Source organism: Sulfitobacter sp. TBRI5, assembly GCF_051013555.1.
In the GTDB taxonomy this organism is placed as follows: domain Bacteria; phylum Pseudomonadota; class Alphaproteobacteria; order Rhodobacterales; family Rhodobacteraceae; genus JL08.
The window spans coordinates 602,792-618,406 of sequence record NZ_CP112884.1; the positions used below are offsets into that span (position 1 = coordinate 602,792).

The window sequence follows — 15,615 nt, forward strand, 5'->3', positions numbered from 1 at the left end:
TCGCCTCACATCAGCGGAGCATCGTCGCGCTGAACATTCAGCCGCGAAATCAGACGCATATAAAGGGTGACCGTCACTAGCATGATCACGATCAGCATCACGGCGACCGCAGATCCATAAGCCCAGTTGCGCGATTGCAGGAACAGGTCAACCAGCGCGTTGCCGACGAAAAACACCTTGCCGCCCCCCAGCAGTGCCGGGATCAGAAACTCTCCCATCAGCAGGATGAACACGAGCATGCACCCAGTGGCGATACCCGATAGGGACATCGGAAGTGTCACCGAAAGGAATGTCCTAAGCGGAGGTGCACCAAGATCCGAGGATGCCTCGAGCAGGCGTTTGTCCAACCTGTCAAGGCTGACGTAGATTGGAAAGACCATCAGCGGCAGGTAACCATAGATGATCCCCACCAAAACCGCGAATGGCGTATTGATAAGGCGGATGCCTTCCAGACCGACGATATCCAGCAGTGCAGGAATACCACGCCCGCCAAGGATAAAAATCCACGCGTAGCTGCGGATCAGGATTGACGTCCAGAACGGTACGATAACCAGTACCAGCAGCAGTGTTTTCCATTTATCGCTGGTACGCACCGCAAGCTGATAGGCCAAGGGATATGCTATCAGCAGCGCCGCCAGTGTGCCCAGTGGCGCCAGCATCAGCGTGTTTTTGAACGCCGTGAACCGCGCTGGCAAGTTGGCATATTGTTCAAAGGTAAACGCCGGTACATATCCGCCCGAAGGCGCGCGTTCACCGAAGCTGAAAACAAATACGACAGAAAGCGGCAGCACCAGCATTACCAGCAGCCAGGCGCCCGCCGGGGCGACCAACAACCAATTTCTTGCGCGCTGGGTCATAAGCTGCCGCTTTCTTGTTCTGGATCAGGCCGATTTGAACCGCGCCATCAGTTCGGCACGATTGGGATCGGTCAGGGTGGCAGCGGCACCAAATTCAAGAGCATTCAACAACTCTGCTGCCGGATAGAGGATCGGATCGTTCAGAATCTCCTCGGGCAACAGTTCATTGGTGCGACTGTCCGCGACCGGATACCCGTGTGCCAGCACTTCACGCGCGTTGACTTCGGGATCCAGCATGAAGTTGATCAGCGCATAGGCGGCCTCCGTATGGGGCGCGCCTTTGGGAATTGCGTAATAATCGCTCCACAATTCGCCGCCCTCTTTGCCCAGGATATACTGGATTTCGGGGATGTCGGTATTCAGTTGCTTACCATCACCTGTCCAGCAAATCGTCATCCAGGCATCGCCTGAACGCATTGCAGGCTGATAATCGGAAGATATTGCAAAAAGATGCGGTTTGACTGCTATCAGCAGTTTTTCCGCGTCTGCCAGTTCACTTTCATCAACCGAGTTGAACGAATAACCATGGTAATTCAGGGCGGCCCCGATCGTGGTCAGCTGATAGTCATGCACCATTGTCCGGCCCGAGAAATCATCCATGGTCCGGTCAAAAAAGTCCTTCCAGCTGTCCATTCCATTGCCACCGGTGTGGCTGGTATTCAGCGCAAATCCGGTTGTGCCCCAGTTCTTTGGAACAGCATAAAGAACACCGTCTACGGTACCCGCATCGGAAAAACGGGGATCAAATGCGCTGGCATCGTAATTGGGCAACTTGGACACATCGAGAGGTTCGATCAATTCTTCTTCGACATAGGTCGTGATCGTGTAATTCGTTGGAACAAATACATCCCAACCGCTGCCGCCAGCCTGAAGCTTCGCAAGCATTTCTTCGTTCGAACCAAAGACGTTCACTTGCATGAACGCACCGGTCTGTTCGGTGAACATGTCGAAATTCGCCTGATCGTGGTAGTTTGGCCAAGTGGCCAATACGACACGATCACCAATATCGCCAGCCGCATAGGCCGGGTTTGCCCGAAGGCCCGGCAGCGCCGTTCCGATCACTGCAGACGCAGCGCCCAGACCTGTAACGCCAAGGAAATGCCGCCGCGTGACCGAGCCTTTCTGGTAGCGGCGCAGTTCTTCCATGAACTTCTTTTTCGAGATTGAGGTATCTTCTGACATTGTTCAGTTCTCCTTGTTGATTGGATTCTTGGTCTTAGTCATTCTTCAGGATCAAAGCGGCATCAGGGGACCAGTGGACCCATGCGCTATCGCCTTTCTGTAACGTGTCCAAACTGCTGTGGGATTGGCGCGGTGCCATAACGGCGATGCTGCCAAGCTTGGCGTGCCGGACAAGGTATTCTGTATGTTCACCCAGAAAAATCCGGTTCTGGATCGTAACTTGAAGCGTTCCGGGCGCTTCGACGTTGCTCATCAGGATCTGTTCGGGGCGGATGCTGACACAGGCTGCTTCGCCTTTGGCGAAAGCCCCTGTGCTGACCGCATCATAGCTGCGCCCGTCAGCCAGGGATACTTGCCCTGTTTGGCCTGTGACCGACGCAATCTTGCCGTCGAAGAAGTTCGATGTTCCGACGAAATCGGCCACATATCTGCTTTGGGGGCGATCATACAACTCGCGGGGCGTCCCGATCTGCACGATCTCTCCCGCGCGCATCACGCAAATGCGGTCACTAAGCGACAGCGCCTCTTCCTGATCATGGGTGACAAGGACGAAAGTGATACCCAACTGGCGTTGCAAATCCTGAAGCTCGATCTGCATCTCTTTCCGAAGTTTCCGGTCCAGCGCGGCAAGAGGTTCATCAAGCAATAGCAGCTTCGGCTCGTTGACGATCGCACGCGCGAGGGCGACGCGCTGTTGCTGCCCGCCGGACATTTCCCAGATACGCCGGTCTTTGAAATCCGACAGGCGTACGGTGTCCAGCGCACGCTGCACTTTTTCCTGTATTAAGGCGGACGCCAGTTTGGGCCGCTGTTGTTTCAGGCCATAAGCAATGTTCTGGCCAACCGTGAGGTGCGGAAACAACGCATAGCTTTGAAAGACCATGTTGACCGGGCGTTGATAGGCCGCCAGCCCTGACACATCTTTCCCATCTATCAAAACGGTTCCGGCAGTCGGGGATTCGAACCCGGCAAGCATACGCAGAGCCGTGGTTTTGCCACATCCGGACGGCCCCAGAAAGGAAAGGAATTCGCCCGGTGAAATGCTAAGGTCGAACTGGCGGACAGCCTGAACATCGCCATAGCTTTTTGACACGTTTCGAAGTTCGGCCACCGGACCGGAAAGCGGTTCGGGCGATTTTCCGGCGTATCCATCGGTTTGGATGATTTCAGCAGCTTTTGTCATTTATAACATATCTCACTCATGATCTAATTTGAAGAAAATATACTCTTTATGTAAATATTCTTTTTGTTATACATATCACGAAATGGGAGCGAGGGTCCGGCATTTTGACCAAATGGAATACGCAAGCCGCACGCATTATCGACAGCCTGGAAAGCGATGCGCTGCCGGCTGTCCTGTCTCAGGCACTGAACAGCATTGTCGAATTCGACTTTACCGTGATCTTTGGCTACGTCGGCAATGCTCGGCCTCTGGCTCTTTTTGATGATTTTTCACCGAAACGCCGCGTGATGCATGTAGATGATTACCAGGAGGGACCATATCTGCTTGATCCGTTTTATCTGGCGGCGACCGGAGATGTTGAACCCGGCCTTTGGCGTCTTAGCGAAATTGCCCCGGACAGATTCTATCAGGGTGAATATTTTCGCAGCTATTATGCGCGAACCGGCCTTGCCGAAGAAATCGGTTTTCTCGTCAATGTTCATGAAAACCTGACAACCGTCCTGTCATTGATGCGCAAAGACCGCAAGTTCAGTAAAACCGAAATGAAGACCCTGAAATCTGTCTGGCCTGTAGTGGACGCCGCCTGCCGCAGGCATTGGCGCGACACAGCGACCGAAATGCTGGAACCCGTCCCGCTTGCAGACATGAACATCGAACGGGCATTTCGTGAAATCGGCGAGGGTGTGCTGACCCCGCGCGAACGCGAGGTCGTTGAGCTTACTCTTCGAGGACACTCGGCAGACGCCCTTGGAAAGTTGCTTGGCATTTCCTCGGGGACCGTCAGAATCCACAGAAGGAACATCTATGCCAAGCTGCGTATCAGCTCGCAAGGAGAGCTTTTTTCCGTGTTTATCGCCGCCCTTGCGAACTCGTCCCTGAACGCCGCAATCTAGCCAGACGCGTTTTGCAACAGCGCGCTACGCGGCCGCGATCTGTTTCTTGGGGTCGTAAAAAGGACGTTCGACAATGGTTGCGCGGACAGGGCCGGAATTGGTCACAACCTCGACGTCCATCCCGATATTGGCGTGCTCTGCCGATACCATTGCCAAAGCGATGTTCCGCTCCAGCCTTGGGGAATAGACAGCCGATGTAACCTTGCCGATTGCATCACCACCAAGATTTATCGCCCAGAACGTCGTGTTCGGACCCTTGAGCGGCTCACCGTCAATAATCAGACCGACCTGATTGCGGCTGACACCTTGTTCCTTGATACGCCGCAGCGCCGATTTGCCTATGAATTCTGCTTCCATGTCCAAATTCACAAGCCGATCCAGACCCAGTTCATAGGGGTTCGTGTTCATGTCTGCATCCGCGTGGTAGGATAACATGCCGCCTTCGATCCGGCGGATCGAAGACGTATGGCCGGGTTTCAACCCAAAGGGCATGCCCGCCGCCATAATGGTTTCCCACAAAAGATCGCCTTTGGAACCGTCGCGAAGGTAAATCTCATAGCCCAGTTCGCTTGACCATCCGGTACGCGAGACGATCAGAGGAATACCGTCAAGCTCGACCTCGCGCAGCCAGTAATAGCGCAAATCAGCGATATCACTGCCGAACAGCGCCTGCATGATCTCACCTGATTTTGGGCCCTGCAATTGCAGCGGAGACACGTCGGGCTCTCGGATCGTGACATCAAGACCAGAATTCACAGCAACGCCTTGCGCCCACAACAAGATATCGCTGTCCGCAAGCGAAATCCAAAAATGGTTTTCAGCCAGACGCAGCAAGATCGGATCGTTCAGAATTCCGCCATCCGCATTCGTGATCAGGATGTATTTGCACTGCCCTACGGACATCTTGGACAGATCGCGACATGTCAGCATCTGGGTAAATTTCGCCGCATCCGGCCCGGTGATTTCTACCTGACGCTCGACGGCCACATCACACAGGATCGCATCGTTCACGAGAGTCCAGAAATTCATCTCCGGATCGCCGAAATCGCGCGGTATATACATGTGGTTGTAGACCGAAAACCCTTGAGCGCCCCAGCGGACCGTTGCGTCAAAGTAAGGGGATTTGCGGATCTGAGTACCAAAACCAAAATCATCTGCTTGCATTGTAACGTCCTCCCGTTTTGCCAGCGCTTCTGTCGGTCAAAATCTACGTAGACCTGATGGTGATTTAGTGCAGGTGGGGGTGTAAAAGCAGGCCAATAAACTCAAGATATCGGACCAAACAGACTGTTTTTCAGCCACCAGACGGTCCGTTCGGACCGACGGCGCTATTTCTCGTTCGTGGCGGCAAGTTTCGCAAGGTTCGGTTGGGTCGATTTCACCCGACGAGTCGCGATGTAAGTCATATACCGGTCGATACCCAGATCTGCTGCGAGAAACGACTCCATCAAAGTCTGGAAGGATGCCAGACTTGGGCAGACGACATCCATGACATAGTCCATGCCTCCGCCAGTGGCGATGCAGTCCGTAACCTCATCCAGATTTTTGATGAAAGCCTCGAACCGGTCGAAATCGGCCTTGCGGTGATGAGTCAGCGAAACAGTCACGATCACCTGCGTAAAATCGGAAATTCGGTCCAGCGCGATTTCCGCATTGTATCCTTTGATATAGCCTGCAGCCTTCAGCCTGTCCAAACGGGCCCAGCACGGGGTGGGAGAAATGTTGCAAATCTCAGCCAGCTTGGTCTTGCTCAACTGTCCGTTTCGCTGAACCGCGCTGAGTATGCGAATATCGGTCGCATCTAGGCTAAGTCTTTTCATTCACTCGAAACTTTCATTGCGCCTTGCTCCCACAGGGGCAAAAGCGCGTTGCCGCTGACGTTTTGAATGCCTTCTTATCCTATCAAAGCCAGATCAGTGACCATTTTTGCGACCAAATCTGACACACCGGCGTCGGTGTCTTTTTGATCCTGCATGCCCAGGCGGGCAACCACGCGTTGCCACCGCAATCAGGATTGATCGATGTTAATGCGGTGCAGCGATCGGAATTTCACCATGCGGGCAGTTAAGATGTACCCATGAACGGAGGCCCGACATGGTCAGGTCAGTTGATTCCGCACTTGCTGATGTAATGAAGCAGACGCAAGCGGCGGTTATGCTCAGTCCCGCGCTGCGCCCGTGGGGCAAACAGTACTGGCAGGCACAGGCCAAAATGCTTGAAGAGGCCGAGAGCTTTGCCGAACGCTGGTTCGAGCGGCGGCACACAGCGACAAACACCGCATTGAAAGCGGTCGATAACATTGCAAACGGGGCATCAAACCCGTCAGACGCGCTCAAGATCGTATCGGACTGGCAGCGCTATTCCATGGAACGCATTGTGCAGGATTTTCAGGAATGGGCCGAATTGTGCACGCGCTGCGCATGCCATGTGTCGGCCGCCGAAACCGAAGCCAAAAACGAAGCGCCTTAAAAGATCGCAAACAAGGTGGCACGCGGGTCCGAAGCGAAACACGCGACGCCAGTGTGATGACGCTCCATCCCGTAAATTAATGAAACCCAAAGGAGCAAGGAGACGACCAAATGGATGACAAAGACGCATATGCAGACAAGCTTCAGGCGCGGCTTGACCAGTGGCGCGCCGAAATCGACAAGCTTCAGGCCAAGGCAAAAGAGGCCAGCGCAGACACAAAGCTGACCTATCAAAAGCAAGTCGACGACCTTCGCGAAAAGCAAAAGGATGCCGAGAAAAAGCTGGACGAACTTGGCGAGGCGCAGGGCAAGGCGTGGGAAGACTTCAAAGCCGGTGTCGAGGCTGCCTGGGATGATCTGGGCAAGGCTGTTCGCAGCGCTTCGGATCGGTTCAGTTGATCAGGGAGGCACTGAAATGACTGTTGGAAAACAGACAATTGCCGCTGCCGTTCTGGCCATGGGGCTGGTGGCACACGGCTCGACATGGGCCCAGTCAAACGAACCGATCACGATCGGCGATGTGCAGGCCGAACTGTCTGATGTGTACGGAGCAATCGCAAGCTATTCGTCGCAGCAACGGGATGAAGCGTTGGACGCTATCGGCAATTCGCTTGATCGCATCGACGCCGAAATCGAAGTGCTTGAAAACCGCGCCCGCGAAAACTGGGCCGACATGTCCGAGGCCGCGCAAGACAGAACATCCGCAGCGCTGCAAGAGTTGCGCGCCCGCCGCAACCAGTTGGGCGAGATGTACGGTGCCATGACCCAAGGCACCGATGCGGCATGGGACGAATTGATCAGCGGGCTTGGCCGCGCATGGGACGAACTGAACAGGGCATGGAGCGCCGCCGTCGACGATGCAAACAGCAACACGAACGAATGAGAAAAATTATGAAAAACACGAAGAACAGCATTGGTAATCTGCAAAAAGCCCTGGGCATGGAACTGACGGCAATCCAACAGTATCTGCTGCACGCTCATGTGCTTGACGACTGGGGTCTTGACGTGTTGGCAAACCAGATGCGAACCGAGATGACCGAAGAGCTTGGCCATGCCGGCCGCTTTATCGAACGCATCCTGTTTCTGGGTGGCGATCCGGTTCTGGAAGCGACCAAAACGCCGAAACGTTCAGACTCGCTTGAACAGATGTTCAGTGCTGACCTTGAAGAAGAAAAAGGCGCCATCGAATTCTATACATCTGCCGCCAAGGCAGCGGACGATGACAGGGACATTGGCACAAGGATGCTGTTTGAAGCCATTGTGATCGACGAAGAAGGCCACATGGATTGGCTTGACCGCCAGCTTGGCCTGCTCGACCGTATGGGAGAGCCGACCTATATCGCGAAAAACACCAGCGATGCGGCCAGCGGCGGTTGAATTCGCATTCGTGATCTTTGACCCTGCCCTGATCCGTACGGAAGACTTTCAGGCTGGAACATCAGTTTCTTGTGGCGTGAGCCAGAGGTTTTTCTGAAACACCGGAACCATTTCGGGCGTATCGCCGTTATTGGTAAAAAAGCGTTTAGAACCGGGGAAAGACCTTATCGGCTCTTTTTACAAAGGCCGACATGCAATTCTTTCCGGCGGATCAGGAAGCCGATGCTTGCCAATGGCTGAAAAGCGCGCCCTTGGATCAGGAGCCGACATGACAACAGACAAGGGATTGCCCCGGCCAGAGCCCAAATGTATGTACCGGCTGCTGTTCGCAAGTGTTCAATTGCATGTCTTCTGGAAGTCGCTGATATGTATCCGGCCTTTGGATCGGCTTGTGTTGCTTGCCGTGGCCCTGTTGGGAGTACGCACGCGCCTTTGTCTCATTAGCGGACAGGTCGATTATGACCATTCGGGCTCTCAGACTTTGAGTGCGTTTTTATTCCGTTCCATGCATTTGAGGTTTACGAACGTCGTTTGCGGCTGTGATCAGATCGCAGTCGCCAATTCTTTTTCCATCCAATCGAAGTCCTTGCCTGAGTTAAGAACACTCCATGCGATCCGCGCTAGCTTATTGGCAAGCGCCACGCCGAGCTTGTTGTGCTGCATGCGCGTCGCGGCGGCTTCCAACCATGCGCCAAAACTAAACTTATGCCAGTTCTTCGGTCGCATCATGATGACCTGCGCGGCCTGCACAAACAGCATGCGGAGATACCGGCTGCCTCGTTTTGTGATACGACCCAGGATGGTGCGCCCGCCGGTGCTGTGTTGTCGCGGAACGAGCCCCAGCCAAGCCGCAAAATCTCGCCCCCGATCATAAGCCTCGCCGGTCCCGACAGCTGCAACCACAGCCGTTGAGATGATTGGCCCGATGCCCGGAATGGTCATCAGACGTTGGCAGCTTTCCTCGGTCTCGCTGACCTCTTTGATTTCAGATGTGGTCATATCGATCCGTTTATCCAGCCATATCCAATCCTGTTGGAGCCCCAGGATCAATCTCCGCATCCGCAAGGACATCTCGTCGCCGCGATTGCTAAGAATGGCTTCGAGCGAGGCGCGCAGAGCCGCGACACTACGTCGGACAGTGATCCCCTGTTCGATCAGAAAGGCCCGGATCTGATTCATTGCTGCTGTCCGACGTGACACAAGCCGTGACCGAACGCGATGCAGCGCCTGGAGATCAAGCTGCTCCTGCGTCTTCTCCGATACCGTCTTGAGATTGGGACGCAAAGCGGCTTCTGCAATAGCTTCAGCGTCATTGTAGTCGTTCTTCTGGCCCTTGTTGAAAGGCTTCACATAAATCGCGGGAATGATCCGGGGCTCGAACCCCATCTTGCTCAGCGTTCGGCTGACAAAGTGCGCGCTCAGGCAAGCTTCCATCCCGACAATACATTGCGGCAGCTCCTCAAACGTCGCAACCAACGCCATGCGTTTGATCTTCTTGCGCAAAACAAGCCGACCTTCTTTGTCAAAGCCAACCAAGTGAAATACGTCTTTGCCGATATCAACGCCAACTGACATCAGCTCATCAAAATCATTCTTCGCCATGCTACTTCTCCTTTTTGCAGTATAGGCCAAGCCTAACCTGCTGGCTGAAGCAGCCGGTACATCCCATTAGTGGAATATGAAATTGAAAACTCGGGGCTGATGGCTCGGGCCGAAACCGGATTTATCCGGCTGGCTGCCGTGGTCTATGCCGCCGCCGCGCTTGCGATGGTGTCTATTTCCGTGGGGTTGATCACTGTCTCTCTTATTCGGGTCTACGATGCCTTCCGACACCACAACAACGCCGAAAGTGCGTTGCTTGAAGCGGTCAGTTCCCTTGTAATTTCCGTCGCAATTCTGGACGTGGCGAAATACGTGATGGAAGAAGAAGTGCTGCACAGCCGCGAATTGCGCAACCCGTCAGAAGCGCGCGAAGCGGTTACAAAATTCATGGTGATCATTGCGTTGGTGGTGGCCATCGAAGGTATCGTTCTGGTGTTTGAACTGGGCAATTCCAAACCTGAACTTCTGCTTTATCCGATCTTCTTGCTGGCCATGTCGGTCATCATCGTGGTGGGGCTGGGTGTGTTCCAGCGGCTCAGCCTGCAGGCAGAGGAACGGCTGGCTGATGCCAAGGGCGACCCCGAAACCCGTTAGGCCCGGTGTGTAATCCGGCGCAATTGTTTAATCTGCGTTAAGACACGAGCGCGCGCGCAAGGGCACTATCGCGTCACACGGTGCCGCTGGGCGCACCTTGGCAAATGGAGAATTATGGTGCGCAAGGGTTCCAGCGATGCCGCTTACTGCATGTCTGTTCAGGCTCTTGCCGGGTCTCTGGGCTCTGATCCAAAGACAGGATTAAGCGACAACGAGGCAAAGAAGCGGCTTGCGGCGCACGGACCGAACCGCCTGCGTCGCCAGAAGCGGAAAAGCGCGCTGACAATCCTGTTGCATCAGTTCAGCAGTATCATTGTCTGGCTTCTGACAGCGGCGGCTGCGATGTCCTTTGTTCTGGGGGATATCGCCGAAGGCGTCGCCATCGCCTTTGTGCTGATCCTCAATTCGGCCATCGGTTTTTTCACCGAACTCAAGGCCGCCCGCTCCATGGAAGCACTGATGCGCATTGCCGAGGTGCGCACACGCGTGCGGCGCGATGGCAAGGTGCGCATGATTGACGCGCACGGACTGGTGCCCGGGGATGTGGTGATTGTTGAGGCGGGTGACGTCGTCACCGCTGATCTGCGACTGAGCGAGGCATCGAACCTGCAAGCGGATGAATCCGTGCTTACGGGCGAATCCGCCCCGGTGGCGAAAAACACGGACCCTGCGGACAAGGACACCGCCTTGGGTGATCGCTTTGGCATGGCATACAAGGGCACGGCAATCACACAAGGCTCCGGTGAAGGAATTGTAACCGCAACCGGCATGGAGACCGAACTTGGCCGGATCAGTGATCTGGCACAAAGCGCTGAGGGCGAGGTTGCGCCGCTGGAACGGCGTCTCGACAAACTTGGCCATCGTCTGGTCTGGCTGACACTGGCCCTTGCTGCGCTGACCATCGGGGCTGGTGTCCTGCGCGGGCACGAAGTCACCGTTATGGTGCAAACCGGTGTCGCGCTCGCGGTGGCCGCCGTGCCCGAGGGACTGCCGGTTGTGGCAACGCTAAGCCTTGCGCGCGGCATGTGGCGGATGAGCCGGCGCAATGCACTGATCACCCGGTTGTCTTCGGTCGAAACGCTGGGGGCAACAACGGTGATCCTGACCGACAAGACCGGCACTTTGACCGAAAATCGCATGACGGTTGTCCGGTACCTTCTGGCCAAAGACGATGTGGATGTCGAAGATGCAACCCAACAGCCCGAAGCTGAAAGCCCGATGGGCTGGGCATTACGGATCGGGGCGTTGTGCAATAATGCCGAACTTGGAGACGGCACAGAGGATGGTCGCTCTGGCGATCCAATGGAAATCGCGCTGTTGGCGGCCGCCAATGACCTGGGTACGTCCCAACAGACACTTCTTGACGATATGCCCGAGGTCAGGGAACACGCCTTTGATCCGGACACCAAGATGATGGCGACGGTGCACCAGGCCAAAAGCGGGTTTCTGTTTGCCGTCAAAGGCGCGCCCGAGGCAGTGATCAAAGCCTGTACCCGCGTGATGTGGAATGGCGGCCCGCAGGACATAACCGAAGAGAAGCGCGGGGAATGGACAAAGCGCAATGCCACAGCGGCACAGGACGGTCTGCGCCTTCTGGCTCTTGCGATGAAAGAAGATGCGGCGGCGGACGGAAAGCCTTACGAAAACCTGACTCTGGTTGGACTGGTGGGTTTTCTTGATCCCGTGCGCGAGGACGTTCCCGCCGCGATAGAGGCCTGCCGCGCGGCCGGTGTGCGGGTGATCATGCTGACCGGTGATCACGCGGACACAGCCAAGACCATCGCGCACGAGGCCAGCCTTGGCGACAGCGACATGACCGTGATCGAAAGTGGCGAACTGTCCGGTCTGGATGCGGAAACACTCAGCGACAGTGATCGCACCCGCATTCTGGAGGCAGATGTGTTTGCCCGCGTCTCACCCGAAACGAAACTAACCCTTGTGTCGGTGTTTCAGAAGGCAGGACACGTCGTTGCCATGACAGGTGACGGTGTGAACGATGCCCCGGCTTTGAAAAAGGCCGATATAGGCATCGCGATGGGCAAGCGCGGCACACAGGTTGCGCAGGAAGCTGCGCATATGGTTCTGCAAGACGATGCCTTTGCAACCATCATTGCGGCCATGCGGCAGGGCCGGGTGATCTTTGACAACATTCGCAAATTTGTTGTGTACCTGATGTCATGCAATGTCAGCGAGGTTCTGGTCGTGGGGCTGGCCGTGGGTGCGGGGTTGCCCGCGCCGCTTTTGCCCCTGCAAATCCTGTTTCTCAATCTTGTTACCGACATCTTTCCCGCCTTTGCGCTGGGGCTGGGCAAGGGTGATGAAAACGTGATGACAAAACCCCCGCGCAACCCGGCAGAGGCCATCATAGATCGACCACGTTGGGTTCTGATCGGCGTTCTTGGCGCGTCAATCACCATCGCAACGCTTGGCGCTTTCGCTGTCGCGCTGTTCTGGCTGGGTGTTGAAACCGGCCCGGCGGTGACAGTGGCCTTTCTGACACTTGCACTGGCGCAGCTTTGGAACGTGTTCAATGTGCGCGATACCGATTCAAACCTTTTTCGAAACGAGGTCACGCGCAACGGATACGTCTGGGGTGCAATCGTGCTGTGTCTGGGGTTGATCGGCCTCGCGCTTTGGTTTCCGCCGCTGGCCGGCCTTCTGGGTTTGCCGACCCCTGGGATCACCGGACTTGCCCTGGCGGCTGCGGCAAGCTTTGTGCCGCTGCTTTTTGGACAGGTATGGGTCTGGCTGGGCGAGCCTTCGGATCGGGTAGGCCGCGAGCGCTGAATTTTTGTTACCTTTAATGGCATGGCGCGTTCGGCGCGACCATCCTGCGCGGCAAACTTCATAGTCTCAGGTTCGATTAACACCCGTCAATGCGGCCCAGATGATTGTAGATCACGCTGGCAACCTGCGGATGCTTAAATTGCATCCCTGAAACACGAAAGGAGAGACCCGATGTCAATGCTCAAGGTTATCGAAGTTCTTGCCGAATCCGATGAAGGGTTTGACGCCGCCGCACGCGCTGCGGTCGCGCAAGCTGCGCAAAGCGAGCGCAATATCAAATCTGTGTACATCAAGGAAATGAACGCCCAAAACGCGGAAGGAACTCATGAAAGTTCAATGTGAAAAAGAAACGCGCAAGGTGCTGCCGGAGGCGCGCGGTCTGCTCCAGTGATCCAGTCGCGGGATATCCTTGGCCGGCGCAACCGCGCGCGACTGCGCTATTTTCAAAGCTGCGCACGCCGCCGCATCCCGCCGGGGCTGCGTACGATTCTGGGGGTGATCTGCGTGGCACTTGGGGTCGTCGGATTTCTGCCCATTGTCGGCTTCTGGATGTTCCCGCTTGGCATAGCGCTTGTCTGGCTTGATCTGGGCCCGCTTCTGCGGCTCCGCAAAAGCCGTTGAATACGAAAGGAAATATCATGGAAACACCGCTTGAACTGGCCTTTCACAACATCGAGCCTTCTGACGACATCAAGGCTCTTGTCGCTGAAAAGGTCCGGCATCTCGAAACCTTCTATAACGGAATAACAAGTTGCCATGTGTTCATTCGCGCACCGCACAACAGCCAGCAAAAAGGCGGTTTGTATGAGGTGACGATCGAAGTGCGCGTTCCCGGTGACGAACTTGTCGTACGCTACAATCAGAACGATGCGCCTGCACATGAACATATGCCCGTCGCCTTGCGCGATGCGTTTGCCGCAATGACGCGGAAAATCAAACGGTGGAAGGACAAGGCAAGCGGCGACGTCAAGGTACATGACGGACCGCTTCAGGGTCGGGTGGTCGAAGTGCACCACGACGCTGGCTATGGCCAGATCATCGCAACCGACCAACGGCTTGTCTACTTCCACAAGAACAGCGTGGTCGATGGAAGTTTTCGGAACCTTCAGCCGCGCGATACCGTTGAACTGGTGGTGCAGACAGAAGAAAGCGAAATCGGACCGCAAGCCAGCACCGTGCGCAAGATCAGCCCGATGAAACACGATCCGAAGGCAAGACCCGCACAATGACGACAAAAGACATATACGTTGCGATCATCGGGGCCGGCACGGCCGGGCTGTCGGCCCGTTCGGAAGTGGCGAAAGTGACGGACAGTTACCGCGTTTTCGATCCCGGTCCCTTGGGCACAACCTGCGCGCGCACGGGCTGCATGCCATCCAAGGCGTTTCTGCAATCCGCACACGATTATCATCGTCGTGAAGCCTTTGGGGCGCTTGGCCTTGACGGCGCGAAAGACGTGCAGGCGATCGGGTCCGCCGTTCTGGCCCAAACCCGAGAGTTGCGTGACGATCTGGCAGGCGGCGTTGTCGACGGGATGGAAAGCTGGCAAGCCACGCATCTGGTGAAAGAAACCGCCGCGTTCACGGCAGACGGCACGCTTCGGGCGGGCGATGCGGTATTTCGGCCACGTGCGACGGTGATCGCCACCGGAACGCGCCCCGTCGTTCCGGAAAAATGGCGCGATGCACTTGGCGACCGGCTGCTGACAACCGAAACCTTTTTCGACATGCCTGACCTTCCTGCCCGTATCGCTGTGATCGGCCTTGGCCCGGTCGGGCTGGAACTCGGTCAGGCGCTGGCCCGGCTTGGGGTGCACGTCACCGGCTTTGATCCGTCCCCGATGCAGGGCGGGATCAGCGATCCTCTCCTGCAGGAACATCTTGAGGAATCGATTGGCCGTGAAATGCAGATCGTGCAGGCCAACGCCGACCTCAGTCTGGCCTCTGACGGTTCGGTCACCGTGTCATGGGAAGACGGAGAAATCTCGGTTGATCGCGTTCTGGTGGCGATCGGGCGCAAACCCAACACGGACACCCTGAAACTTGATTGCGCTGGCGTGATGCTTTCGGATGCCGGGCACCCTGATTTACCGCCCGGACAGCTTAACGTGCCGGGCACATCGGTGTATTTCGCCGGCGATGTCTCGGGCGGCCCCGCGCTGCTGCACGAAGCCGCAGACGAGGGGCGGGTCGCGGGTTTTTACGCCGCACGCATGAAAGACGCCACTTTCAGCCGCCGCGTACCGTTGCGGATCGTGTTCAGTGATCCACAGATTTCCTCGGCGGGCGAAACGTTCGAAACCCTGCAAGAAGAAGGTGACAGTATCGCCATGGGCTCGGCCAGTTTTTCTTCTGCTGGACGGGCGCGTTTGGCGCGTGACAGCGGCGGCGTGGTGCGCATTTACGCAGAAAAGGCAACAGCCCGCCTGCGCGGGGCCGCCATGATCGCGCCCGCGGCAGAACATCTTGGCCACCTTCTGGCCTTTGCCATATGCAACCGGGCGCAGCTTCAGGATCTTTTGCGCATGCCCTTTTACCATCCGACACACGAAGAAGTTCTGCGCCGAGCCATACGCGCCGCTCTGGCCGAATGCCAGGTTGAGCAGGAGGCGCTTGAAAGCACCCGCTGCCACGACACTCCGGTTGATGCGCCCGCAGACAAGACGACTTAAA

General features: G+C 56.2%; 17 protein-coding genes. 11 read left to right on the forward strand and 6 right to left on the reverse strand.

All coding sequences use genetic code 11. The features are described from left to right. Positions 1–5 precede the first annotated feature (5 nt). The 3 genes from OLX72_RS03050 to OLX72_RS03060 are packed head-to-tail and all read right to left on the reverse strand — an operon-like array spanning position 6 to position 3,222. Complete coding sequence (locus tag OLX72_RS03050) at positions 6–857, reverse strand: ABC transporter permease (RefSeq protein WP_433989796.1); 852 nt, start codon at positions 855–857, stop codon at positions 6–8. Between the two features lie 24 nt (positions 858–881). Continuing rightward, positions 882–2,039, reverse strand: coding sequence for an ABC transporter substrate-binding protein (locus OLX72_RS03055; protein WP_433989797.1), 1,158 nt, complete (start codon positions 2,037–2,039; stop codon positions 882–884). A 34-nt stretch (positions 2,040–2,073) separates the two neighbouring features. Beyond that, entirely contained in the window at positions 2,074–3,222 is a 1,149-nt protein-coding gene (locus tag OLX72_RS03060) for an ABC transporter ATP-binding protein (protein WP_433989798.1), read from the reverse strand. 104 nt (positions 3,223–3,326) lie between these two features. Here OLX72_RS03060 and OLX72_RS03065 point away from each other — a divergent pair, with 104 nt between their 5' ends. Further along, a complete protein-coding gene (locus tag OLX72_RS03065) occupies positions 3,327–4,115 on the forward strand; it encodes a helix-turn-helix transcriptional regulator (protein ID WP_433989799.1) in 789 nt (262 codons plus the stop codon). Between the two features lie 24 nt (positions 4,116–4,139). On the opposite strand, the gene OLX72_RS03070 is transcribed toward OLX72_RS03065, so the two are convergent. Further along, positions 4,140–5,279, reverse strand: coding sequence for a glycine cleavage T C-terminal barrel domain-containing protein (locus tag OLX72_RS03070; RefSeq protein ID WP_433989800.1), 1,140 nt, complete (start codon positions 5,277–5,279; stop codon positions 4,140–4,142). A 164-nt stretch (positions 5,280–5,443) separates the two neighbouring features. Further along, positions 5,444–5,935, reverse strand: coding sequence for an Lrp/AsnC family transcriptional regulator (locus OLX72_RS03075; protein WP_433989801.1), 492 nt, complete (start codon positions 5,933–5,935; stop codon positions 5,444–5,446). Between the two features lie 274 nt (positions 5,936–6,209). Between OLX72_RS03075 and OLX72_RS03080 the strand changes: the two genes are divergently transcribed. From OLX72_RS03080 to OLX72_RS03095, 4 genes are all read left to right on the forward strand, one after another. Then, positions 6,210–6,584, forward strand: coding sequence for a hypothetical protein (locus OLX72_RS03080; RefSeq protein ID WP_433989802.1), 375 nt, complete (start codon positions 6,210–6,212; stop codon positions 6,582–6,584). Positions 6,585–6,694: 110 nt separating this feature from the next. After that, positions 6,695–6,982 (forward strand): coiled coil domain-containing protein, encoded by a 288-nt coding sequence (locus OLX72_RS03085; protein ID WP_433989803.1) that lies wholly within the window; start codon positions 6,695–6,697, stop codon positions 6,980–6,982. Between the two features lie 16 nt (positions 6,983–6,998). Next, complete coding sequence (locus OLX72_RS03090) at positions 6,999–7,466, forward strand: hypothetical protein (protein ID WP_433989804.1); 468 nt, start codon at positions 6,999–7,001, stop codon at positions 7,464–7,466. Positions 7,467–7,474: 8 nt separating this feature from the next. Continuing rightward, complete coding sequence (locus OLX72_RS03095) at positions 7,475–7,960, forward strand: bacterioferritin (protein ID WP_433989805.1); 486 nt, start codon at positions 7,475–7,477, stop codon at positions 7,958–7,960. A 543-nt stretch (positions 7,961–8,503) separates the two neighbouring features. Here the strand turns inward: OLX72_RS03095 and OLX72_RS03100 are convergent. After that, positions 8,504–9,562, reverse strand: a complete 1,059-nt coding sequence (locus OLX72_RS03100; protein ID WP_114868711.1) for an IS110 family transposase — start codon at positions 9,560–9,562, stop codon at positions 8,504–8,506. 69 nt (positions 9,563–9,631) lie between these two features. Between OLX72_RS03100 and OLX72_RS03105 the strand changes: the two genes are divergently transcribed. From OLX72_RS03105 to OLX72_RS03130, 6 genes are all read left to right on the forward strand, one after another. After that, positions 9,632–10,156, forward strand: coding sequence for a hypothetical protein (locus tag OLX72_RS03105; RefSeq protein WP_433989806.1), 525 nt, complete (start codon positions 9,632–9,634; stop codon positions 10,154–10,156). 114 nt (positions 10,157–10,270) lie between these two features. Beyond that, positions 10,271–12,943: a cation-translocating P-type ATPase gene (locus tag OLX72_RS03110; protein WP_433989807.1), complete on the forward strand. Its 2,673-nt coding sequence runs from the start codon at positions 10,271–10,273 to the stop codon at positions 12,941–12,943. Between the two features lie 177 nt (positions 12,944–13,120). Continuing rightward, on the forward strand, positions 13,121–13,285 hold the full coding sequence (locus tag OLX72_RS03115) for a dodecin domain-containing protein (protein ID WP_433989808.1): 165 nt from the start codon (positions 13,121–13,123) through the stop codon (positions 13,283–13,285). A 45-nt stretch (positions 13,286–13,330) separates the two neighbouring features. Further along, the gene (locus OLX72_RS03120) at positions 13,331–13,564 is read left to right on the forward strand and encodes a hypothetical protein (RefSeq protein WP_254684686.1); all 234 of its coding nucleotides are present in this window, start codon (positions 13,331–13,333) and stop codon (positions 13,562–13,564) included. A 17-nt stretch (positions 13,565–13,581) separates the two neighbouring features. Then, positions 13,582–14,172, forward strand: a complete 591-nt coding sequence (locus OLX72_RS03125; RefSeq protein ID WP_162797891.1) for an HPF/RaiA family ribosome-associated protein — start codon at positions 13,582–13,584, stop codon at positions 14,170–14,172. After that, positions 14,169–15,614, forward strand: coding sequence for a dihydrolipoyl dehydrogenase (locus tag OLX72_RS03130; protein ID WP_433989809.1), 1,446 nt, complete (start codon positions 14,169–14,171; stop codon positions 15,612–15,614). Before OLX72_RS03125 ends, OLX72_RS03130 begins: the two co-directional genes overlap by 4 nt. Position 15,615: the final 1 nt, after the last annotated feature.

What these genes read in the sequence shown, in the direction of transcription:
- OLX72_RS03050 (WP_433989796.1), bottom strand. Translation starts at nt 857, where the DNA reads ATGACCCAGCGCGCAAGAAATTGGTTGTTGGTCGCCCCGGCGGGCGCC.
- OLX72_RS03055 (WP_433989797.1), bottom strand. Translation starts at nt 2,039, where the DNA reads ATGTCAGAAGATACCTCAATCTCGAAAAAGAAGTTCATGGAAGAACTG.
- OLX72_RS03060 (WP_433989798.1), bottom strand. Translation starts at nt 3,222, where the DNA reads ATGACAAAAGCTGCTGAAATCATCCAAACCGATGGATACGCCGGAAAA.
- OLX72_RS03070 (WP_433989800.1), bottom strand. Translation starts at nt 5,279, where the DNA reads ATGCAAGCAGATGATTTTGGTTTTGGTACTCAGATCCGCAAATCCCCT.
- OLX72_RS03075 (WP_433989801.1), bottom strand. Translation starts at nt 5,935, where the DNA reads ATGAAAAGACTTAGCCTAGATGCGACCGATATTCGCATACTCAGCGCG.
- OLX72_RS03080 (WP_433989802.1), top strand. Translation starts at nt 6,210, where the DNA reads ATGGTCAGGTCAGTTGATTCCGCACTTGCTGATGTAATGAAGCAGACG.
- OLX72_RS03085 (WP_433989803.1), top strand. Translation starts at nt 6,695, where the DNA reads ATGGATGACAAAGACGCATATGCAGACAAGCTTCAGGCGCGGCTTGAC.
- OLX72_RS03090 (WP_433989804.1), top strand. Translation starts at nt 6,999, where the DNA reads ATGACTGTTGGAAAACAGACAATTGCCGCTGCCGTTCTGGCCATGGGG.
- OLX72_RS03095 (WP_433989805.1), top strand. Translation starts at nt 7,475, where the DNA reads ATGAAAAACACGAAGAACAGCATTGGTAATCTGCAAAAAGCCCTGGGC.
- OLX72_RS03100 (WP_114868711.1), bottom strand. Translation starts at nt 9,562, where the DNA reads ATGGCGAAGAATGATTTTGATGAGCTGATGTCAGTTGGCGTTGATATC.
- OLX72_RS03110 (WP_433989807.1), top strand. Translation starts at nt 10,271, where the DNA reads ATGGTGCGCAAGGGTTCCAGCGATGCCGCTTACTGCATGTCTGTTCAG.
- OLX72_RS03115 (WP_433989808.1), top strand. Translation starts at nt 13,121, where the DNA reads ATGCTCAAGGTTATCGAAGTTCTTGCCGAATCCGATGAAGGGTTTGAC.
- OLX72_RS03125 (WP_162797891.1), top strand. Translation starts at nt 13,582, where the DNA reads ATGGAAACACCGCTTGAACTGGCCTTTCACAACATCGAGCCTTCTGAC.
- OLX72_RS03130 (WP_433989809.1), top strand. Translation starts at nt 14,169, where the DNA reads ATGACGACAAAAGACATATACGTTGCGATCATCGGGGCCGGCACGGCC.